Source organism: Paludisphaera rhizosphaerae (assembly GCF_011065895.1).
GTDB lineage: Bacteria > Planctomycetota > Planctomycetia > Isosphaerales > Isosphaeraceae > Paludisphaera > Paludisphaera rhizosphaerae.
The window spans coordinates 245,797-267,789 of record NZ_JAALCR010000004.1 but is presented as its reverse complement, the minus strand read 5'-3'; the positions used below and the strand labels follow the sequence as shown (position 1 = coordinate 267,789).

The window sequence follows — 21,993 nt, the reverse complement described above, 5'->3', positions numbered from 1 at the left end:
CTCTGACAATTCGGCGGACGGTGTGTGTGGGCGAATCAACGGGCTGCCGCGAGTGGGCCCGAACGAACCGCCGTCGAAAGAGAATCCACCGAAGGAAGCCAATCGGGGGTGACGGATATCGGACTCAACAGTAATCAGGAATGGAGTTTGCGTCGATCGAATTGATTCGTCGACCGTGGCGAACGGAGCCAATCGAAGCCGGCCGCGATGAGTGACGGAATGGTCGTGGGGTGATGGGGCGGGGAGTCCCCTGCAGGGGCGAGCCAGGCCGGATGCGGCTTGTGAGACATCCGGCAGTTCTGGCTCCTGACGGGCTTGTTGATCTGGATGCATGGGCGAAGTAGGCAGGTCGAGTGAGGTTTGACAATGGCGGTTTGATTGACGCCCAGGGGGTTGCGGACGCCGGTCGATCTTGCCTTGTTTGCCCGACGCGAACATCGCTTGAGGGAACTTCCTCCCGCGGACGGGACGGTTCGAGTTTCCGCCGGCGCGAGCCGATGAATCCGCGTAGGTGGAACCGCGGGGACGTCAGGGAGGGCGGTGGTTTCATGGCCAAGATCATCAGCGTGGCCAATCAAAAGGGGGGCGTGGGGAAGACGACCACGGCCATCAATATCGCGGCCGGGCTGGCGAAGTCGGGAAGGTCCGCGCTGGTGATCGACGTCGACCCCCAGTGCAACGCCACGAGCGGCCTCGGCGTGGAGCCGGCGCAGAGGCATCCGCTGCTGGCGGGCAAGCCTCTGGCCGAGTCGGTCGCCGAGACCTCCCAGGCGAACCTCTACGTGCTGCCGGGCTCGCAGAGCCTCGCCGACGCCGACGCGCTCTCGGCCTCGAACCGCCAGCGGGCGTCGACGCTCCGCCAGCAACTCAACGGAGAGCTTGGGAAGTTCGACTACGTCCTGATCGACTGCCCGCCGTCGCTGGGCCAGTTGACCCGGGCGTCGCTGGGGGCCTCGGCCGAGATCTACATCCCGATCCAGTGCGAGTACTTCGCGATGGAAGGGCTCTCCCAGATCATCGAGCTGGCTCGCCAGACCAAGGCCAAGGACAACCACCGCCTGGAGATCGGCGGGATCGTGCTGACCATGTACGACCCGGCGCTCGACCTGGCGAACGAGGTCGTGGGGGAGGTCAAGGGATACTTCGAGGAGACGGTGTTCGACTCGCTCATCCCCCGCGACGTGCAAATCAGCGAGGCGCCCAGCCACGGGCTGAGCGTCCTCGACTACGCCCCGAGGGCCCGGGGCGCCAGGGCCTACACGGAACTTGTCATGGAGGTCATCGACCGTGAATAAACGACGCCTGGGACGTGGACTCGAGGCCCTCTTGGGACGCGAAGAAGGGGGATTCGAGCCCGGGTCGCTGGAGGAGTCGGAGCTGCTCCACGTCGCCGTGGACCAGATCGACCCGAATCCGTACCAGCCCCGACGCCACTTCGCCCCCGCCGAACTGGCCACCCTCGCGGACTCGATCCGCCAGCACGGGATCCTCCAGCCGATCCTCGTGCGGGCCGTCGGCGACCGTTACCAGCTCATCGCCGGCGAGCGTCGGCTCCGCGCCAGCATCGAGGCCCAGGTCCACGACATCCCCGCCCGGGTGATGGAGCTGGACGACCAGCGGGTCTTCGAACTGGCCATGGTTGAGAACCTCCAGCGCGAGGATCTCAACGCCGTCGACAAGGCGACCGCCTTCCGCGAGTACCTCTCGCGTTACGGCGGCACTCAGGAGGAGCTCGCCAGCCGACTCGGGCTGGACCGCTCCACGATCTCCAACCTGATCCGCCTGCTGGACCTTCCGGAAGAGGTCCTCAACGCGGTTCGCGACAACGAGATCACACAAGGGCACGCCCGAGCCCTGCTGGGCTTGCCCGACGCCGAGAGCCAGGTCGCCGGCCTCCGACGGGTCATCGCCGAGCGTCTCTCTGTCCGCCAGACCGAGGCCCTCGTCGCCACCGGCGTCCCGACCCCGGCCAAAACCCGCATCCGCAAGGACTCGGCCCACGTCGAAAAGTCCCCGCATCTCCTGGAGCTGGAGCAGCAGCTCCATCAGCGGTTCGGCACGGCGGTCTTGATTCGTTCCCGAACCCCCCAGAAGGGCCAGTTCATCATCGACTACAACTCCCAGGAGGAGTTCGACCGCGTCTCCTCGCTCATCCGGGGCGGCTGAAGCCTTCCCCGCGCATGCGCGGCGGTCTTCCCATTTGCGCAGAGATCCTCCTGATTTCGAGAATCTCAGTATGCGTCTAACCGGGGGGCGGGGATCTTTCCCAGAAGATCCTTCGCCCCTCTTCCGTTCTCGTGAAAGGCACATGAAGGCCGACACTGTCGAAAGCCTTCAGAATCGGCACCCGATTTGCTTTGATCTCGCCAAACCCCTTGCGAAGTGGGCCGGACGCCCCACCGAGTCGGTATCTCACAGCCTTGCGGCGAGGCTTTATGCATTGCCATAATAGGCTGCGATCCGGCGTGTTTCGATGGATGCTTCTCGACGCATAGGTGCCATACCCGATGTCGCAACTCCCGCGTGATGGATCGGCGGACGGCGGATTGAGCGGCTCCCTGCTGCGGTTCATCGACGAAGGACAGCTCGAACCGCTGCGGCAGGCGCTCAGCGGGTTCAACCATCGCTGCCGCAACATGCTCAACAGCATGAAGATGGGCTTTTATCTGACGAAGCGGGCGGCGACCGGTCCGATGCCGGAGCGTTGGGAAGAGCTGAGCCTGACCTACACCGAGGTAGAGCGGTTGTTCGACGTGATCCAGGCGATCTACCGGACGATGTCGCTCACCCTCGTCCGCCAGCCGTTTCGTGCGATGGTGGACGAGCGTCGAGAGACCTGGCGTGGGCTTTTTGAACGCCGGGGTTTGACGCTGACGATCGAGCCGCCGTCGCGCGAGTCGGCCGGGGAGTTTGACGCCATGCGGCTCGCGTCAGCGCTGGACGGCTTCATCGCCTGGCGAGCTTCGCTGCTCCGTCCGGGGGGCGGGGCGGTCCTCTCGTGGTCGACGTCCGGCGGCCGCTTCCAGGTGACCTGGAAGGAAGCATCTGGTTCTGCAGCTCCACCCGAGCCCGCAATTCCCACTCCCCCCCATGCGGCGTTGTCCGCCACCACTCGGTCGTTGTCCCTGCCGCTGTTGGCTCGGGTGATCGTCGAGCATCACGGCCGGCTTTCCTGGACGCCTGGCGCCGACGTCGAGGCGTACTTCTGGTGGCCTCAGGCCGTCTCCGAGCCCGCGGCGCCCTCTGGGGCCGGCTTCGTCCCCACCGCCCACTCGCCGCTGACGCCCACCCTCGGCTGAGTCTCCATCCCCGGCGATCAGACCCTCCCTTGACCGTCGCCCCCCGCTCGGCATACGATGCCTTTCGCTCAACGTCACGGGGCGTAGCGCAGCCTGGCAGCGCGCCTGCTTTGGGAGCAGGAGGCCGTGGGTTCGAATCCCACCGCCCCGACTCGTTTCAAGACCCCCTTGGTCCGATCCGCGACGCTCAGGGGGTAGGTCCACGGTGTTCGACCTGACGATCTCGCCTCAGGGGCATCTTCTCCTTCGCGAAACCTCGGACGGGTCCTCGGCTCGCGGCCTCAGCAAGCGGCTGCTAGACGCCTATAAAATCAGCGCTGCAGAGGGGATGCTGCAGTCCGCAGGCGATGAGACCGACGCCGCGCTGCCGCCGGCGTATGACTTCGCTCGTTCCATTGGTCGGCTTTATCTGGCCGAGTTGGTGCGGGTCGCTATTGCCGATGGGGGGGAAGCTGCTCCCGAAGTCCCTCCACCGATGGGCGATCTCGACGGCGTGGTCCGGCGGGCTCCGCCGATGACCGGGCTCGAGTACCTGAACGTCGAGGCGGTCGCAGGCTGGTGGCGGGATCTCGATGCGCTGGCCCGAGCCGAGAGTGCGAAGCGACCCGGCGGCGTGCAGGAGTTCCTTCGAGAACGCAACCCTCATTGGCGGACCGTTGGCCGGGTGACGTTCCACCTGGCGGAGCACAAACGCGATCCTGACTATCCCTTCGCCTTTCTGGCGACGTTCGCCAACGGCCTGACGCCCCAGGGGAAGGTCAAGCACGAGCCCCTCAGCCGGGCGCTTCAGCAGTACGCCGGGGAACGCAACCGCGAGGCCATGCTGAAGCTCTTGATCCCGGTGTCGAAGGCCGCCGAGGCGTCTCCGTTCGTCCGCCGCCTGGTCGAATCGGGCGACGTCTATCGGCCGCTCGCCTGGCCCGCGCGATCGGCCTATGAGTTCCTCAAGGCCGTCCCGTTGTTCGAGTCGAGCGGGCTGATCGTGCGGGTTCCCGACTGGTGGAACGCCCGCAAGCCCCCTCGGCCGACGGTGAACGTCAAGGTCGACGTGAAGGACTCCGCCAGGGTCGGCGTCGACGCCCTGATGGACTTCTCGATTGGGATGAGTCTCGACGGCGAGTCGCTCGACCCACGCGAGATCGCCGCCCTGCTCGAATCCACGGGCGGCCTGGTCCCCCTGCGCGGGAAGTGGGTCGAGGTCGACCGAGAGAAGATCAATCAAGCCCTGGAGCACTGGAAGGGCGTTGAACGTGACGTGCAGCGTGGAGGGCTCACCTTCTTCGAGGGGATGCGGCTCCTCTCCGGGGCCGATCTCACCCGCGGGGATCCGGAGGCCGCCAAGGAGGGCGTTCGCGAGTGGTCGGGCCTGACCCCCGGTCCTGTCCTGGAGGAGACGCTCCAACGGCTGCGATCGCCCGAGGCGGAGGGAGAGACGGCTCCCCCCGGCCTCCAGGCGCAACTGCGGCCCTATCAGAGGGCGGGCTACGGTTGGCTCCGGTTCACGACTCGCCTGGGACTTGGGGCCTGCCTCGCCGATGATATGGGGCTCGGCAAAACGGTCCAGGTGATCTCGCTGTTGCTCGACCTGAAGCGCGACGCCGAGAGTCGCGCCAGCCTGCTCGTCGTGCCTGCCTCGTTGATCGCGAACTGGAAGTCGGAGTTGGCGAAGTTCGCGCCGAGCCTGACGTTCGCGGTCGTCCATCCTTCGGAGGCCGCGATCGAGCCTGACCAGGCCGATACGCACGACCTGGTGATGACGACCTACGGCATGCTCGTCCGCACGGAATGGCTGCGCAAGCATCGCTGGCGGCTGGCGATCCTCGACGAGGCCCAGGCGGTCAAGAACTCGGGGGCGAAGCAGACGAGGGCCGTGAAGGAGCTGACCGCCGACGCCCGGATCGCCATGACGGGCACCCCGGTCGAGAACCGACCGTCCGACCTCTGGTCGTTGTTCGACTTCCTCAACCCCGGTTTGCTTGGCCCGGCGAAGCGGTTCGCCTCCTTCGTCAAGGCTCTTCAGTCCGGACCGACGCCTTCCTTCGAGCCTCTGCGGGACCTCGTCCAGCCGTATATCCTGCGGCGGCTGAAGACCGATAAGCGGGTGATCGCCGACCTTCCCGACAAGACCGAGGTCAACGCCTATTGCTCGCTCAGCAAGCACCAGGCGGTTCTCTATCAGCACGCGGTCGACGACCTGGCTCACCAACTCGACACGATCGAGGAAGGCATCGACCGCCGCGGACTGGTCCTGTCCCAACTGATGCGGCTGAAGCAGATCTGCAACCACCCCGCCCAGGCGACGGGCTCGGCCGACTACGACCCCGACCGCAGCGGCAAATTCCACCGGCTGGCCGAGATCGCCGAGGAGATCGCGTCCCGGCAGGAGAAGGTGCTGGTCTTCACCCAGTTCCGCGAGATCACCGAACCCCTTGCCGAGGCTCTCGCGCGGACCTTCGGCCGCACCGGACTGATCCTCCACGGCGGCACCCCCGTCAAGAAGCGGAAGGAACTCGTCGATCAGTTCCAGCGCGAGGACGGGCCGCCGTTCTTCGTGCTCTCGCTGAAGGCGGGCGGAACCGGACTGAACCTGACGGCGGCCTCGCACGTGATCCACTTCGACCGCTGGTGGAATCCGGCCGTCGAGAACCAGGCGACCGACCGGGCCTTCCGGATCGGCCAGAAGCGGAACGTGCTCGTCCACAAGTTCGTCTGCCGGGGGACGGTCGAGGAGCGGATCGACGAGATGATCGCGTCCAAGAGCCGCGTGGCGGAGGAACTCGTGGGCGGCGACGGCTCGAGTGAAATGTTGCTGACGGAAATGGACAATGATACGCTGCTTCGATTCGTCGCGTTGGACCTTTCGCGAGCGGCGGAGGGCTGACCCGACGACAACTTCAGCCGTGAGGCGGCCCATGGGTTGGTACTACGACTACAAACCCTACGTCCCCGTGGCCCAGCGACGTGTCCAGGCGGCGCGCGAGGTCGAGAAGCGTCGCAAGGCCGGACAGAAAATCTCTCCAGTCGTCGTCGAGGGCCAGAAGATCGCCAAGAGCTTCTGGGGCCTGTCGTGGTGCACGAACCTGGAGCGATACAGCGACTACGCGAATCGGCTGCCTCGGGGGCGGACCTACGTCCGCAACGGATCGGTCGTCGACCTCCAGATCGCCGAAGGGAAGATCACGGCGCTGGTCAGCGGGTCGGAGTTGTACACCCTCAAGATCGAGGTCGCCCCGCTGCCGAAGGCTCGATGGGAAGCCTTCAAGAAGCGATGCAGCGGCGCGATCGGCTCGCTCGTCGAGCTGCTCCAGGGGAAGCTCTCCAAGGATGTGATGGCCCTGGCGACCGACCCGAAGGAAGGGCTCTTTCCCGCACCGAGCGACATCAAGCTGTCGTGCAGTTGCCCAGACGGCGCCCGGATGTGCAAGCACGTCGCCGCCGTGATGTATGGCGTCGGCAACCGCCTCGACGCGTCGCCGGAACTGCTCTTCGTTCTTCGCGGTGTGAACCATGAGGAGTTGATCGAACAGGCTCTCCCCGCCTCGCCGACGGCTTCCGAGGGCGGTTCGCCGACGATTGCGGCGGACGATCTGGGTTCCATCTTCGGCATCGAGATCGACGACGCGGCGCCTGTGAGTCCCGTCGCAATCAAGCCCGCCGCCCGAGCTCCGAAGAAGAAGAGCGCCAAGGCGGCGGAGCCCGCGAAGAAAGCCCCCGCCGCTTCGGTGAAGTCCGGCCAGGGCCAGGCTGCGGGCTCGACGGCAGCCAGCCGCAAGAGCGCGAAGAAATCCAAGGCGACCGTCGCGAAGGAGTCGCCGACCGCGTCGAAGCCGGCGACTGCGCCAAAGCGGGCGACCGTGAAAAAGGTCGATGCGGCGACTGCGAAGGCGAAGGCGGCTGCTGCAAAGACACCGGCTGCGAAAAAGCCGACGTCGCCTAAGCAGCCGAAGTCAAAGGCGGCAGCCAGGAAGAAATAGGCTGACGGTTAGGGCCCGACTGCTCCTCGATCGTCGTCGCCCAGTTTGCGGATGGAGAGCCGTTTCAGTACGCTCTTACGGTTCTCGATCGCTGCATTCAGCCGAAAGGAAGCTTCCCATGAGCGAGGCGTTCAAGTACCGCCGACTCGACAAGAACGACGCCGCCGTCCTGCTGGTCGATCACCAGTCGGGGTTGTGCAACCTCGTCCGCGACTACTCGACCCACGACTTCAAGAACATCGTCCTGGCGCTGGCGAACTCGGCAAAGTACTTCAACCTCCCCACCATCCTGACGACCAGCTTCGAGGACGGGCCGAACGGGCCGCTCATGCCCGAGATCAAGGCCCTCTTCCCGGAGGCCCCGTACATCGCCCGCCCGGGACAGATCAACGCCTGGGACAACGCCGACTTCGTCAAGGCGATCAAGGACACGGGGAAGAGGCAGCTGATCATCGCGGGGGTGGTCACCGAGGTCTGCGTGGCCTTCCCCGCGCTCTCGGCGATCGAGGAAGGGTTCGACGTCTTCGTCGTGGCCGACGCATCCGGGACGTTCAACAAGACGACCCGAGATGCCGCCTGGGCGCGGATGCAGGCGGCCGGCGTTCAGCTCATGACGTGGTTCGGCGTCGCCTGCGAACTGCACCGCGACTGGCGGAACGACGTCGCCGGCCTGGCGGCCCTCTTCGCCAAGCATCTTCCCAGCTACGCCAACTTAATCAGCAGCTACGACGCCCGGAAATGACGGTCGATCCGCAGGGCTCCTCCCGAAGCGCCGGCTTGGCGGGTGGCGGCAGGCGACGAAAACCGTTCTAATGGATCGCTTCATCGGGTCGGTCGACTTGCCTTGCGAGCGTCGGACGCGTGCGGAACGTCCGGCGCGGAGCCTCCCACCTTGAAGGCGTGATGAGCGTGACACTGGAAGCGGACGTGGCGAAGGCCCACGCGGCAAGGAGCGCCGCTGGTCTGGTTGAGCCCGGGATGATCGTCGGTTTGGGGTCGGGCTCAACGGCCGCCCTGATGGTGAAACGGTTGGGCGAACGCGTGGCCGAGGAAGGCCTGGAGTTCGTCGGCGTCCCCACAAGCGTCTCCACGGCGGAGTTGGCCCGCGAGGTCGGCATCCCGCTGCGCGACGTCGACGACGTTCCCTCCGTCGATCTGAACATCGACGGAGCCGACGAGATCGACCCGCAATACCGCATGATCAAGGGGCGGGGCGGGGCCCTTCTGCGCGAGAAGCTCGTCGCCTGCATCGCCAAGCGGCGGGTCACAATCGTCTCACCGGAGAAAGTCGTGTCGCGGCTTGGAGCCGAGATGCCCGTCCCGGTCGAGGTGAGCCGCCTGGGCCACCGGCACGTCGAGCAGCGTCTCAAGAAGCTGGGTGCGACGACGACCCTCCGGCGTACGCCTGAGGGAATGATCTTCGTCACCGACGGCGGCAACGTGATCATCGACTGCGGATTCCCGGCGCTGGCCGACCCGGAGACGCTCGAAGCCGGCCTCAAGGCGGTCGTCGGCGTCTTCGAGACGGGCCTCTTCCTGGGGCTCTGCGACGTGCTGGTCATCGGCCGCCCCGAGGGCGCCGAGCAGATCGTCACCCGAGCCCGCCGTTGGACGGGTTGCGCCTGAATCTCGGTGGTTCCTCGGGATTGCTGAAATCGCACGGCGAGTCGTGCTGATCATCCTCCTGGTATCACGCGAAGGGCCGAGGCCCGCACCAGGAGCGATTCCGATGAAGCCGACGACGTGGATTCAAGCCCGCTGGAACCGCCTCCGCGCCGCGCACCGGGCCGACATGCCGGCCCTGACCGTGGCGCGGGCCCGTGAGTTGACGTCCCGCCACCCGGAATGCGGCCCGGCGTGGAAGCTGCTGGGCACCGCGCTGATCGCGCTGGCCCGATACGACGAGGCTGAGGAGGCCATCCGTCGAGCGACGGCGCTCTGCCCGACGGATCGACTCTGGATCCCGCTGGCCGAGATGGGTCATCTCCACAAGGCTCGCGGTGATTACGAAACAGCCGCCTCCTGGTATCGCCGGGCGATCGACACCGCGCCGGACGAGGCCGGGGCGCGCATCTACCTCGGCGGCGTGCTGGCCCAGGCCGGCAAGCTCGACGAGGCCGAGGCCGCCCATCGCGCCGCGACGACCTGCGAACGCGGCTGCCGCGACGAGGCGTTCCTGAACCTGGGCCTGGTTCTCCGCGCCCTCGACCGCCCTGAAGAGGCGGCCCGATGCTTCGAGGAAGCCCTGCGGCTCGACCCGCGATACCTACCGGCCAAGCAGGCGCTCCGCGACGTCCTCCAGGCGATGCGTTGTCGAGGCTCTCGCTGCCGCAAGCCGACGCCCACGGCGGTCTGAGCCGACCGGGCTCTCACATCATCCCGCCGGGTCGGCCCATCCCCTGCAAGGTCGGTCCATTCGGCGTGATGATCACCTTGTCGGGATGGAGCCCGATCATCTCCTTCTCCGCTTCGAGGAGCTCCTGCTGGATCCCCTCGATCGAGCTGATGATCAGGACGCCGTCGCGGACGCAATACGCCAGGCCGAGCTGCTTGAGGACCACCCGCAGCGAGAACCGCAGCGGCACGTCCTCCAGGTCGATCGACACCGGCGAATCGAGCGTTGCGTTGGCGTCCTCAAGTCCCACCGGGTCGACGTAGACCGGGATCTTCTTTCCCTCGGCGAATTGAGATTTCTTGATCTGGTTGAGCAACGACCCGAGCGTCGAGCCCGCTCCCGCCCTCAACGTGGCTGGCAGGTTGAGGGCCCCCCGCACGGCTGCCGACGCGGGATCCTCGTCCACCTTGCCGATCATCGCGGCGAGGCCGGCGATATCCTGGCGGATCTGGTCCGGACCGGGTCCGCCGAAACCGCCGCCGCCTCCGAAACCCCCACCCCCATCGGCGTCGTTCGTCACGGGGGTTGATTGAGGCTGAGAGGCGGGTTGGTCCGCCACGGGCTTAGGGGACTGCGGGGTCGTCGATTGGGCCTGATCCGGTCCCTCAGACTTGGTGACGGCACCGACTTTCGAGCGTCCTCGCGCTTCGTTGGCGGTGAGAATCCGTTTGAAGGCGGTTTTCTCGTCGATGGTGATGAAGTGCATGAGGTAGTCTGCGTAGGCTTTGATAAGTCCTGACGCAGCCTCGTCATTGGGCGCCGATTCTGAGGGCTTTCCGATGATCATCTTGATCCGCATCACGTAGCGTTCCGCAGCCTTCGCGCGAACGGCTGGATCCTTGGCCTCCTGGTCGTCCTCGCGGGCCCAATCGATCGCGCGCCGGAATTCGTTATAAGTACCGTTGAGCGCGACCATCGTTTCCGTGGTAATGCGCCTGATGCGGCCCGGGTCCGGATGGTTGGTTTGCGGCTCGCGGGCCAGAAAGCCGGCGAGTAAGGCGAGGAGGCTTCGCGAAGGTTCGTCGGGGGCGACCGTCGCCTGCACATCCTTGATGATCTGGTCGAGTCGGTGACGATGGCGCTCCAGGATTGTCGAAAGCTCGGGCTGAACCCTTGCGTCGCCATTGCTGAGTGCGTCGGCTCCGTCCAGTTCCGCGTCCTCAATGGATCGCCTGTACCTCAGCGCCGCCTGGTTGATCCGTTCCAGAACGTCCTCCGGTCCCAATTCGCCAGGCTGAGAGGGGGCCGGAGGCTTCTCGATCGCTCTGACGATCGGCGAAGTCTTCTCGTCCTTCGTAGCGACGCCTTCCTGCCATGGCGCGGCCAGGCTGGCCCCGCCGACGAGGGCGGATCCGAGCAGGAGCGTGGGGATCGAGATCACCTTCAAGTGCGAATATAACATGGCCTGGATGACTCCTTGAGCCAGAGAACGAGCCGGGGTCGAAAGCGCCGCGGCAGTCATCCAGGCGGCGGGGGTGACGGTCAGGGCGAGGGAGGTTGCCACCGCCTGCGCCGCCAGGGCGGGGGGGACGGCGGCGCGGAGGTCGGTCGCGGCCAACGTCGCTGATACCAACGCGGCCGGCGCGACGACCCCGCGCCGCTCCAGCCGACGCCGGAGCAGGTCGCGGGCGCGGGCTAATCGGCCTTTGACCGTCCCCACCGGGCAGCCGAGAGAGGCGGCGGCTTCCTCGTGCGTCTTGCCCTCGAAGTAGCAGGCCACCACCGGCGCGCGATAGCGCGTCGGCAGCCGGCCGACTTCCTCATGCAGCCTCGCTTCGTCCTCAAGGCGGGCGAGGATCTCGGCGGGAGGGACGGCTGTCGGCTTCCTGGCATCGGTTTCGAGCCGATCGCCAGGATCGCCGACCGCCCTTCGAGCGGCCGTCGCCCGGGAGCGGATCGCCACGCGGCAGGCGACGCCGTAGAGCCAGTTCGCCAGCAACTCCTTCTCCCTCAGCCCGGCCGCCTTGCGGGCGAGGATCAGGAAGACCGCCTGAAACGCGTCGTCGACGTCGTTTGGATCTCGAAGGAACCGCCGGCAGACGCCCAGGACCATCGGTCCGTGACGGTCGACCAACGCCGCGAACGCCGATTCATCGCGATTGGCCGCGAACCGGTCCACGAGCTGAGCCTCGGTCAGCCCCAGCGCCGATCCCTCGTCGAACAACCGCTCGAACAACTTCGCGTGTTCGCGCCCCTGAGACGCTGCGGTTCGCGTCATTCCGCTCCCTCCCGTCGACTGGATGACCGACGAGTACTGCACGCAGACGCGATTCGGATACGGCGTTCTCCGAATTTTCTCGCCGAAACGCCGCCGTCTCTCCTCAGTAAAGGGCTGGGGGGCGTCGCAAAAAATAATTAAGCGGCGTGTCCCGGTTTCGTATATGCTGCGTAGGAATGACGGGAGCAACCTTGGATGCTTGGGTCAATCAGTCGGATGTAAGAGGTCGACCCGACACGTCATCGACGCACATGTAGGAGCTTTCGCGTTCGCTCGCGGAGACGGTGCCAGGGATGGCCAAGTTCCTCGTGGTGCTCATAAGGTCCCTCGGCCAGCGGTTCCGGACGACCTTCGAGATCCACATGTACAAATTGCATGACACCGTCCATCCACGGCGGCGCTTTGTCGCTGAGGGGTGGCCCCCAGAGAGCGACGACGATTTGCGCCGTTCCGCGATGGATCTGGCGACCCCGGATCTGGATCACGCGACCGATCGGAACCGGGACGTAGCACCGGAGGTCAAGTACGCGTTTGAGGACGAGATTGGCGTCGAGGCCCGCCGCGCGGTAGGCCGTGGAGTATCCGGCTTCCAAGGCGAGCGACAGGAGCGACCCGGCGTAGAGCGTTCCGTGATGATTGGCGTCGCGGGGCAAGACGAGGCGGTGGGTCACCGTCTCGGCGTCGTGCGGATCCGAAGGTGCCATGCGAATCCCATCCCAAATTGTCGATCACTGCGAGCCTGGATCGCGTCCGGCCGCGGTCTAGGGTTCGACTCTAGCAAGATCCGAAACACGTCGCAACGCTCGACGGCCATCGAAGAAGCGTCGACAGTGCCGGATGAAGCGGTTGGTTCGGCTTCGATCGCCCGGAGGGCGAAAGACTCGAAGACGTTTTACCGCGAGGTGGGAAAAGGGGGAGTGACTGAGTTGCGCCGGTAGGAATCGAACCTACGACCTCCAGGTTATGAGCCTGGCGAGCTAGCCGCTGCTCCACGGCGCACTTGGATACTATCCGACGCTGGTAGCTGATGGAACCCCCCACCCCCCCCTTTTCCAGAATTTCTTGCGACACCGCCTGACCTCGGCGCATGAGCGGGCGTCGCCGAAAGATGTAAGAACAGAGCGTTTAACGGATTAAGTCAGTGCGAGCTTGTCGACCCCTGGACTCTGGGAACCGATGAGACTGTGGAAAGGGGAGACGGTCTCCCTGGAGGCGAGCCGAAACTAAGGGAGGCTCGCTTGCGGGGCCGTATCGAACCTGAGGAGCCTTGTCGGAGGGGGGGGCCGTGAGAGCTTCGATCCAATCGTTCCTGGAGCATCTTCGGGTGGAGCGTCAGTCGTCGGAGCACACGCTGCGGTGCTACGAGGATGACATGGTTCAGTTTGAGCGGTTTCTCGAGGAGACGGGAGGAGTGGGGGAAGACGCGACGACCATCGACGCCCGGAGGCTGCGGCGGTATTCCGCATGGCTGACCGGGCAAGGTTATGCGGCGTCGACGGTGGCGCGACGATTGGCGAGCCTGCGCTCGTACTTCCGCTACCTTCGTCGCGGCGGCGAGGTCGCGACCGACCCGGCCGCCTCGCTCCGCAATCCCAAGCAACCCAAACGGCTCCCCAAACTACTAAGAGTGGAAGAAGTGGTCCGCCTGCTGGACTCGATTCCCGTGGCCGACGCCCTGGGAAGGCGCGATCGAGCGATGTTCGAGACGCTCTATGGCGGCGGTCTGCGAGTAAGCGAGGTGGTAGGACTCGACCTGGAAGACCTGGACCTCGACGAGGAGCTGATTCGAGTCCGGGGCAAAGGAAAGCGAGAACGCCTCTGTCCGGTTGGGTCGATGGCCGCGTATTGGATTCGGCTGCACCTCGCGTCCAGAGCCCCAAGTTCGGGTTCGGAGCGAGCCGTCTTTTTGAACCGCTACGGTGATCGGCTGACCTCGCGAAGCGTCGGCCGACTCTTGGAGGATCATCTTGCCCGCGCCGGAATTCGGAGCGAGGCCAGCCCCCACACATTGCGTCATAGCTTTGCAACACACCTGCTCGATCGAGGCGCCGACCTTCGAAGCGTCCAGGAATTGCTAGGCCATCGCAACCTCACGACGACCCAGATCTACACCCACGTGACTCAGGAGAGAATCCTGGACGTTTACCAAGAAGCACATCCGCGCGCCTGACGATGTGGTTTTCGGGAGGCGAGGCTTTGACGACGCATCATTAGTGGCGTACTCGTTCATTCAGAGGGACATGCGATTCCCTTCACGGTATCGACGATGCAAATCGATTCTGCTCGTTGGTTTCCGGCACGACGGCAGGGCGAACGGCCGCATTGAGGCGCTCGCCCGGCGGTTCCCTTCGTGGACGTCGGACAGGGTCTTCCGCTAGGACGCGACAACCAGAGAAGGCATCCGTATGTATAAGTCAAGAATCTTGATCGTCTGCCCGGACTCCAGCGGCCTGGCCTTGTTGACCTCCATGCTTAAGTCGTTGGGGCACGTCATCGACGAGGCGCCGAACGATCGTGCGGCGGTGCGTCTGCTTGAGCGCGAATCGGTCGATCTCGTGCTTGCGAGCGTCGACCCGGCTGATTCGGACTGTCTGGAACTGCTGAATTACGTCCGCCGCAAGCATGGGCATGCGGCCGTCGTGCTGATGTTCCCCCGGATCCATCCCGATCGAGCGAAAGAAGCGATGCGGTTGGGAGCCGCGGTTCTGAGGTATCCGGCCCCGGCCGCCGAACTCCGGGCCGCCGTGCAACAGGCTTTGGAGAAGGCGAACGCCTCGAAGCCCGCGGCCGTTCCGGTCGCGTCCGAGGCGACGAACCGGACCGCGTCGGCTCCGACGTTTTCGGACTGGACCCCGTCGCCGGCCGTCGCGGAGCCCCCGCCGATCGCGACGCAGGAGGTTCTGACGTCTCAGGCGCCTGCTCTTCCGCCGACGGATCTCGTTCGCGAGTCCAACCTGATCGGGGTTGACCCGGGCCTAAGGCAGATTTTGGGGCTGGCCACCGCGCTGGCGGGATCGTCGGCGACGGTTCTGATCCAGGGGGAGCCTGGGACCGGAAAGTCGGAGTTGGCTCGGTGGCTCCACCGGGGGACGCCGGGTGATCGACCGTTCGTCGCCATCCATGCGGCCGAGTTGAGCGAGGCCGCCGGGCTCGACGACCCCACTTCCACTCGTCGCGATCTGGGAGCCGAATGGGCCTCGAAGCTTTCTCGGGCGGTCGGCGGCACACTCTACATCGCGGAGGTCGGGGCCCTGGATCCCGGGCTGCAGCTCCAGCTTCTGCGAGAAATCCAGCTTCAGGACATGGAGGCCGCGTCCGGCCGCTCCGGAGGCGATCGTCGCAATCAGGGCCAGGCTCGGCTCGTGCTTTCGACCAGCGAGGATCTCGCCGGGCTCGTCGACCAGGGGAGATTCCGCCAGGATCTCTTCCACCGCATCAGCTCCGTCAGTCTGACCGCGCCTCCGCTTCGGCACCGCGGCGAGGACGTGGAACTGCTCGCCGAGCATTTCCGGGCGCGATTCGCCCGCCAGTTCGACCGTCAGGTCGTCGGCTTCTCGCGGGACGCCATCGAGGTGCTCCGGCGTCACGACTGGCCGGGGAACGTTCGCGAGCTTCAGGGGGTCGTTCAGCGGGCCGTGGTCCTCTGCCACGGGACGCGGATCACCGCCACCCATCTTGGGCCGATCCTCAATCCTCATCGCGGCGCCCGCGCCGCTCGCGCCAACGCTTCCCGCCCTCACCTCCCGATGGGGATTCGTCCTCTCAAGGAGGCCCTTGAGGAGCCCGAGAAGCAGATCATCATCCAGGCCCTTCAGGCCCTGAACTGGAACCGCCAGGAGACGGCCCGGATGCTCGACATCAACCGGACCACGCTCTACAAGAAGATGAAGAAGTACGGGCTGCTCGTCGACGAGCCGATGTGGGTCGACTGACGCTCGTCGGTCGACCCACAAGCCTCCCCCTTCTCATCCTTCTTCTTGGACGATTCGCCTCAGGCGCCGAACTGTTTAAGGTCCAGATCTGGGAGCATCTGTCCGGACTCCAGATAGTTGTTCACCAGCTCGAAGCACCGCTTCATATCGTGTCGAAGGTGCCCCATCGGTGCGGATTCGATGTAGCGGTGAAGATAGTCCCGATAGGCGGGGTGGGCGCAGTTGTCGATGATCGCGCGGGCGCGGGCCATCGGAGCCAACCCGCGAAGATCGGCGACGCCCTGCTCAGTCACGACGACCTGGACCGAGTGCTCGCTGTGGTCGACGTGGGTGCACATGGGGACGATGGTCGACACCTTCCCCCCCTTGGCGAACGACGGGCACATGAAGATGGAGAGGTAGGCGTTACGCTCGAAGTCGCCGCTCCCCCCGATGCCGTTCATCATCTGCGTGCCGAAGAAGTGCGTGGAGTTGACGTGGCCGTAGATGTCGACCTCGATCGCCGTGTTCGTGGCGATGACGCCCAGCCGTCGCGAGACCTCGGGGTTGTTGGAGATCTCCTGAGGACGAAGGACGATCCGATCGGCGAAGTCTTCGAAGTGGTCGTAGACGAACTGGAGCTTCTCGTCGGTCAGGCTCAGTGAGCAGGTGCTCGCCCCCACGACCGAGCCCGAGGTGATCAGGTCGACCACCGTATCCTGGAGGACCTCGGTGTAGAGCTTGAACCGGGGGAAGTCGGGGTTTGACGAGAACGAGGCCATCACGGCGTTGCAGACGTTGCCGACGCCGCTTTGAAGCGGAAGGAATCCGGCCGGAATCCGGCCGGCGGCCATCTCGTTCAACAGGAAGCGGCAGACGTGCTCGCCGATCGCCCGGCTCGTCGCGTCGACCGCCGAGAACGCCCGGCCGCCGTCGGCCTGGTCGCTGTCGACGATCCCCACGATTTTACGGGGATCGACGTCCGCGTACCGTTTGCCGATCCGGTCGAGCGGGTCGTAGATCGGGATCGGATCGCGATGAGGAGGCCTCGGCAGGGTGTAGATGTCGGCCAGTTCGGAGATCCTGGGCGAGTGGTAAGCGTTCCGCTCGATGATGACTCGGCTTGCCTGCTCCAGGAACGTCGGCGTGTTGCCGATGCCCGTGGTGAGGAACACCCGCCCCTGCGGAGTGACCTCGACGGCCTCGACGATCGCGACGTCCATCTGGCCGAGAAAGCCCCCCGCGGTCACCTGCGCAACGTGCGACAGGTGCATGTCGATGAAGTCGACCTTCCCCGAGTTGGCCAGCTTGCGGAACGGGGCGGACGTCATGTAGGGCGCCCGCCAACTGATCGCCTCGGCCTCGGCGAGGGCGTCGTCGCACATCGGCCCGGTCGAGGCGCCCGAGAGGAGCCGGACCTGAAACGGCTGGCCCTCGGCGTGCAGTTTTTTGGCTCGCGCGGCCAGGGCGGCTGGCACGACCTTCGGGGAGCCGGCGGGCGTGAAGCCGCTGACCCCCACCAAGGAGCCGTGAGGGATCAACTCCGCCGCGTCTTCGGCGGTGAGGGTCGGAAAGGCTCTTCCCATCGGAGGACTCGGACTTTCTGTGGTCGATGAGCCCCGGCGCATCCCCTATTCGTCAGCGGGGGAACCCTGTGGGATGCAGGGCGGAGATCGACGGTTCGCGTCCGCTCGAACTGGGCGGAGGCGTCGATCGAGAAGTCATCGAGAGCGCGGAGGGATCGAAAAGCCGGTTCCCCAGAGCCGACCCTCCAGGACTTCCATTGTCGCCGATCGGCTATTCCATGCAAGGACGAACCCCGGAAACGCACGACGGCGGCGACCTCTGGGCCGCCGCCGTCGTGAAGTTCCGTTCGTCGATCGATGGTCGGGTCAGCTCTTGATGATGTCCCGCACCGTGCCGCCGGCGGGGATCATGGGGAGGACGTGCTCCTGGTAGGGGACCAGGACGTCAAGGACGTAGGGGCCCTTATGGGCGATCATCTCCTTGAGGGCGTCGGCGACGTCCGACTTCTTGCGGATCTGGCGGGCGGCGATGCCGAAGCCCTTGGCCATCGTCACGAAATCCGGATAGGTGACGGCCGGCAGTTCGCCGTCCCCCTTGCCGACCGCCTCGGGGTGGTCGACGGGGCCCAGGTAGGTGTGGGCGCGGTTCCCCTGGTGGAAGCGGTCTTCCCACTGGACGACCATCCCCAGGTGCTGGTTGTTCAGGACGATCATCTTGATCGGCAGGTTCTCGCAGAAGACCGTCGCCAGCTCCTGGATGTTCATCACGAAGCTGCCGTCGCCGTCGATGTCGACCACCAGGGCGTCGGGGAAGGCCGCCTGCGCGCCCATGGCGGCGGGGAGGCCGTAACCCATCGAGCCCAGGCCGCCGGACGTGATCCACGACCGCAGCCGCTTGAACTTCGTCCACTGCGCGGCCCACATCTGATGCTGGCCGACGCCCGTCGACATGATGAACTCGCCCTCCGTGATCTTGGAGAACTCGTCGAGGACGTACTGGGGCAGAATCGCGTCGTCGCGCTGGTCGTAGGCCATCGGGTCGCTGGCGCGCCACTCGTCGACCTGCTTGTGCCAGGCGCGGTAGTCGCCGGTGGAGACCAGAGGCGTCACTTCCTGAAGGAACGACTTGACGTCGGAGTGGATCGGAATGTGGGCGTACTTGTTCTTGTTGATCTCCGAGGCGTCGATGTCGACGTGGACGATCTTGCCGTGCTTGGCGAACTCGGTCAGTTTGCCGGTGACGCGGTCGTCGAACCGGACGCCCAGGGCCAGCAAGAGGTCGGCGCCGTTGACGGCCTCATTGGCGTAGACCGTGCCGTGCATGCCGAGCATGCCCAGCGAGAGGTAATGGTCGCTGGGCATGGCCCCCAGGCCGTGGACGGTCATGGCCACCGGGATGCCCGTCTTGGCGGCGAACTCGCGGAGTTCATCGCCGGCGTTGGAGGCCAGGACGCCGCCGCCGCAGTAGATGATGGGCCGCTCGGCCGTGCGCAGGGCCTCGACCACCTCACGAATCCTCGCCTGGGAGGGCGGGGGGGGGAGGCGGTAGCCGGGGAGATCCATCTCAACGTCGTAGTCGGGGTTCTGGACGATCGTGTTCTGGACGTCCTTGGGCATGTCGATGAGGACGGGGCCCGGACGGCCGGTGGTCGCCAGATAGAACGCCTCCTTGACGACCCGAGCGACGTCGCGGGCGTCCTGCACGAGGTAGGCGTGCTTGCAGATGGCGCGACAGACTTCGACGGTCGGCGTTTCCTGGAAGGCGTCGGTCCCGATGACGTGGGTCGGCACCTGCCCGGTGATGGCGATCAGCGGGATCGAGTCCATCTTGGCGTCGGCCAGGCCGGTGACCAGGTTCAGGGCGCCGGGCCCGGAGGTGGCCATCACGATGCCAGGCTTGCCGCTGGCCCGCGCGTAACCCTCGGCCGCGAAGACGCCCCCCTGTTCGTGGCGGGGGAGGATGGTCCGGATCCGGTCGCGGTAGCGGGTCAGGGCCTGGTGCATGGGCATGCTCGCCCCGCCCGGGTAAGCGAATACGACGTCGACGCCGTGCCTCGCCAGAGACTCGACCAGGACGTCTGCCCCGGTCGTGGGCCTGGTTGCGGTCGGAAGCTTGCAATTCTCTGTGGCGGCCACAGTGCGTCCCTCGTCGTACTTACTTGACTTGCGTTCGTCGTTCCGGTGACGTCTCGATTCGGCCTCGGAGCCGGCGGGTCCCGGAAACATGTCATTCTAGCCAACGGCCCGGCGCGGCGACAACCCGACGCGCGTGGAGTTTCGTCCCTCCGATTCGGGCGTCTCTCCAGAGGGGCGTGTTCCCCGAGATGTTCGCGCCCGTCCCGTCAATCGGGCGAGGAGGTCCCATGGGAGCTGAACGGCTCCTTTACGGAGCGGACGAAGTGGTTGCCCTTTCCCTTCGCCTTGAGTTCGGCGGCGCGGGCCTCGGCGGCGGCCTTGTCGACGTAGTCGAACGTGGCGACCGTTCGTCCGCCGACGTCGCAGACTGCCCAGACGACCTTCATGCGTGTGGTCGGCGACGGCTTCGGCCGAGCAGGGGACGAGTCCGATCGGCTTCGGGGTCGTGATCCCGAATCCGGTCCCAGGGGGATGCCTCGCGCCTCGGCGGCCTCCGCCGCCGCCCTCAACTCACGACGATTCAAGGGACGTCTCGACATCCGCACACGCTCCAAAACGAGAGTATTCGTCGGTCCTTCGGCGTTCCATTCAGCTAATAGTAGGCTTGGGTCAAATCGGTCGTGACGTCAGAGGTCGGTACTTTTTCGTGGGTCGCTCTCGTCGGCGTGAAAAAATTCAGTTGAAACCGAGCGTGGACGAAATTGGTTGAGCCGAAAAATGCAACGCGTCGCTTGATTTCAGAAGTATTTGCGGTGTCGTCCCTTGATCCCCGCCGCGGAATGTTGTCTAAGTGTCAATCAGGCCCAACGCGGCCACCCGTCCCTGCTTGTTGGATCTCTGAGTCGTGCCGGTTTAGATCCTTCATCAACTCCAGCGTCCTCGTCCAATTCGGAGGTGTCTCGAATGCGCGTCGTCTCCCCACGCGCTCGAATCGGCTTCACGCTGATCGAGTTGCTCGTCGTGATCGCGATCATCGCGGTCCTGATCGCCCTCTTACTCCCCGCCGTCCAGGCGGCCCGCGAGGCCGCTCGTCGGGCTCAATGCGTCAACAATCTGAAACAACTCGGCCTCGCGTTGCACAACTACGAGTCGGCCAACAGCGGCTTCCCGTGGAACCAGGTCTGCGGCCGTCCTGGCAACCCTGCCGCTCCCACGGCACAACTTCAACCGCACCAGGGAATCAGCGGTATCGCCCTGATGCTGCCGTATTTCGAGCAGCAGGCGGTGGCGAACTCCATGAACTTTATGTGGGGTGTTACGTTCGGCGGTAACACGACCAGCGTCTCCGGTTTCGACATTATCCAGTTCACCGCCGTTAGCACGACGATCGCCTCGCTGCTCTGCCCCAGCGACGGCACCGGCGTTGGTCGCAACAACTACTATTTGTCGAACGGGACGAATTACGACTGGCACTCCCGCGCCGGCGGTGCCGGCGTCTTCGGACGGCCCGACAATGATTCCACGGTCATCCCCACTGTATGCTACGCAGCCTCGACCAACTACGGCGCGGGGACGATCGCGGGGATTACCGACGGCACATCGAACACCGTGGCCTTTGCCGAGCGCAACCGAGGCGACGGCAGCAACACCAAGTTCAGTCCCAGCGACATCTATGTCGGTGCCAACATGCCCGCGCCCACGTTCTACATCGCCCAGATGGACGCAGCCTTCATCGTCAGCTCGATGATGCCGGCCTGCTCCGCGTTCGCCAAGGCGAACCCCCTCCAGACGTGGAACTATGGTGGGTATCAATGGGCGTCGGACAACTACAATCAGTCGACGTTCAATTTCATGATCACACCCAACAACTCGACTCCCGACTGCTCCAACTGGGGATCGTCGGGGGTCGGCTACGGGTTTCACACTCCTCGCAGCAACCACTCGGGCGGCGTGAACGTCTGCCTGGCCGACGGCTCGGTCCGGTTCATCAAGAACTCGATCAACGTCCAGACCTGGTACGCCCTCGGCACCAGAGGCAATGGCGAGGTCATCTCCGCAGACTCGTATTGACGTCCTCCCCCGAGGCGTCTTCGGGTTAAGGCTGCTGGAGCCGACCCCCGTTCAAGCACAAGAGGCCGCCGCCGGAATGGTTTCCGGCGGCGGCCTCTCCGCGTTTAGGAACCGATGCTCAGTTGGTCTTGGGGCCTTTGCCCATCGCCTTCATCTGGTCTTTCATGTCCTGGTTGTTCTTCTCGATTTCCTCCGACGTCGCAGGCTTCGGTGGGGGAAGGTTGTCGCCGACCGACCCGCCGCACCCCGTCATAAAAAGACTCCCCGCGCCCAGGACAGCGGCGAGGCCCGTCAAGAAATATCGCCTGTTCATATTCGACCCTGTTTCTGAAGAGGAAATGATGGATCGCCTGCCTCGGACAGGTGACGGCGCGAAGATAATCGCTCGGATCGGCCTCGTCAATCAAGCGCTGTAGACGGCGCCGCATTTGCTTGCGACGTCTGATGCAGACCCCCTGGTCAACCCAGGGGGCGTCATCTAATGCACTTCGAGGCGTGCGCAGTTGATTATGAGGGGGGCCCTC

At 65.3% G+C, this 21,993-nt stretch carries 17 protein-coding genes and 2 tRNA genes; 12 read left to right on the top strand and 7 right to left on the bottom strand.

Translation table 11 applies throughout. The annotated features are described in order from the left end of the window. The first annotated feature begins 548 nt into the window (after window positions 1-548). From G5C50_RS07220 to G5C50_RS07180, 9 genes are all read left to right on the top strand, one after another. Window positions 549-1,295 (top strand): ParA family protein, encoded by a 747-nt coding sequence (locus G5C50_RS07220; RefSeq protein ID WP_165067066.1) that lies wholly within the window; start codon window positions 549-551, stop codon window positions 1,293-1,295. Next, complete coding sequence (locus tag G5C50_RS07215; RefSeq protein ID WP_165067063.1) at window positions 1,288-2,166, top strand: ParB/RepB/Spo0J family partition protein; 879 nt, start codon at window positions 1,288-1,290, stop codon at window positions 2,164-2,166. Before G5C50_RS07220 ends, G5C50_RS07215 begins: the two co-directional genes overlap by 8 nt. Before the next feature lie 341 nt (window positions 2,167-2,507). Next, window positions 2,508-3,299 carry a histidine kinase gene (locus G5C50_RS07210; RefSeq protein ID WP_165067060.1) on the top strand — a complete coding sequence of 264 codons (792 nt, stop codon included), beginning with the start codon at window positions 2,508-2,510 and terminating at the stop codon, window positions 3,297-3,299. Window positions 3,300-3,376: 77 nt separating this feature from the next. Beyond that, a tRNA-Pro gene (locus G5C50_RS07205) sits at window positions 3,377-3,450 on the top strand. Between the two features lie 54 nt (window positions 3,451-3,504). After that, a complete protein-coding gene (locus tag G5C50_RS07200) occupies window positions 3,505-6,180 on the top strand; it encodes a DEAD/DEAH box helicase (RefSeq protein WP_165067057.1) in 2,676 nt (891 codons plus the stop codon). 31 nt (window positions 6,181-6,211) lie between these two features. Beyond that, the gene (locus G5C50_RS07195) at window positions 6,212-7,273 is read left to right on the top strand and encodes an SWIM zinc finger family protein (protein ID WP_165067054.1); all 1,062 of its coding nucleotides are present in this window, start codon (window positions 6,212-6,214) and stop codon (window positions 7,271-7,273) included. A 118-nt stretch (window positions 7,274-7,391) separates the two neighbouring features. Further along, the gene (gene ycaC, locus G5C50_RS07190) at window positions 7,392-8,015 is read left to right on the top strand and encodes an isochorismate family cysteine hydrolase YcaC (RefSeq protein WP_165067052.1); all 624 of its coding nucleotides are present in this window, start codon (window positions 7,392-7,394) and stop codon (window positions 8,013-8,015) included. Window positions 8,016-8,176: 161 nt separating this feature from the next. Then, window positions 8,177-8,899, top strand: coding sequence for a ribose-5-phosphate isomerase RpiA (gene rpiA / locus G5C50_RS07185; protein WP_165067049.1), 723 nt, complete (start codon window positions 8,177-8,179; stop codon window positions 8,897-8,899). A gap of 103 nt (window positions 8,900-9,002) precedes the next feature. Next, window positions 9,003-9,629, top strand: coding sequence for a tetratricopeptide repeat protein (locus G5C50_RS07180; RefSeq protein ID WP_165067047.1), 627 nt, complete (start codon window positions 9,003-9,005; stop codon window positions 9,627-9,629). A gap of 13 nt (window positions 9,630-9,642) precedes the next feature. Here G5C50_RS07180 and G5C50_RS07175 read toward each other — a convergent pair whose 3' ends face one another. The 3 genes from G5C50_RS07175 to G5C50_RS07165 form a co-directional block, all read right to left on the bottom strand. Continuing rightward, on the bottom strand, window positions 9,643-12,075 hold the full coding sequence (locus tag G5C50_RS07175) for an RNA polymerase sigma factor (protein ID WP_165067044.1): 2,433 nt from the start codon (window positions 12,073-12,075) through the stop codon (window positions 9,643-9,645). 50 nt (window positions 12,076-12,125) lie between these two features. Beyond that, window positions 12,126-12,590 (bottom strand): acyl-CoA thioesterase, encoded by a 465-nt coding sequence (locus G5C50_RS07170; protein WP_165067041.1) that lies wholly within the window; start codon window positions 12,588-12,590, stop codon window positions 12,126-12,128. A gap of 222 nt (window positions 12,591-12,812) precedes the next feature. Further along, window positions 12,813-12,885: transfer RNA gene (locus tag G5C50_RS07165), tRNA-Met, on the bottom strand. Between the two features lie 286 nt (window positions 12,886-13,171). Between G5C50_RS07165 and xerC the strand changes: the two genes are divergently transcribed. After that, the gene (gene xerC / locus G5C50_RS07160; protein WP_165067039.1) at window positions 13,172-14,056 is read left to right on the top strand and encodes a tyrosine recombinase XerC; all 885 of its coding nucleotides are present in this window, start codon (window positions 13,172-13,174) and stop codon (window positions 14,054-14,056) included. Between the two features lie 235 nt (window positions 14,057-14,291). Further along, entirely contained in the window at window positions 14,292-15,818 is a 1,527-nt protein-coding gene (locus tag G5C50_RS07155; protein ID WP_165067036.1) for a sigma-54-dependent transcriptional regulator, read from the top strand. Between the two features lie 59 nt (window positions 15,819-15,877). On the opposite strand, the gene G5C50_RS07150 is transcribed toward G5C50_RS07155, so the two are convergent. The 3 genes from G5C50_RS07150 to G5C50_RS32535 all read right to left on the bottom strand — a co-directional run bounded on the left by G5C50_RS07150 (window position 15,878) and on the right by G5C50_RS32535 (window position 19,845). After that, window positions 15,878-17,383 (bottom strand): succinate CoA transferase, encoded by a 1,506-nt coding sequence (locus G5C50_RS07150; RefSeq protein ID WP_165067033.1) that lies wholly within the window; start codon window positions 17,381-17,383, stop codon window positions 15,878-15,880. Between the two features lie 306 nt (window positions 17,384-17,689). Next, window positions 17,690-19,459, bottom strand: a complete 1,770-nt coding sequence (ilvB, locus tag G5C50_RS07145; protein WP_240906999.1) for a biosynthetic-type acetolactate synthase large subunit — start codon at window positions 19,457-19,459, stop codon at window positions 17,690-17,692. A gap of 206 nt (window positions 19,460-19,665) precedes the next feature. Next, on the bottom strand, window positions 19,666-19,845 hold the full coding sequence (locus G5C50_RS32535; RefSeq protein WP_240906998.1) for a hypothetical protein: 180 nt from the start codon (window positions 19,843-19,845) through the stop codon (window positions 19,666-19,668). A 517-nt stretch (window positions 19,846-20,362) separates the two neighbouring features. Here G5C50_RS32535 and G5C50_RS07135 point away from each other — a divergent pair. Next, window positions 20,363-21,469, top strand: a complete 1,107-nt coding sequence (locus G5C50_RS07135) for a DUF1559 family PulG-like putative transporter (RefSeq protein ID WP_165067025.1) — start codon at window positions 20,363-20,365, stop codon at window positions 21,467-21,469. Between the two features lie 118 nt (window positions 21,470-21,587). Here the strand turns inward: G5C50_RS07135 and G5C50_RS32905 are convergent, their stop codons facing one another. Continuing rightward, window positions 21,588-21,722: a hypothetical protein gene (locus tag G5C50_RS32905; RefSeq protein ID WP_255487479.1), complete on the bottom strand. Its 135-nt coding sequence runs from the start codon at window positions 21,720-21,722 to the stop codon at window positions 21,588-21,590. Between the last annotated feature and the right edge of the window lie 271 nt (window positions 21,723-21,993).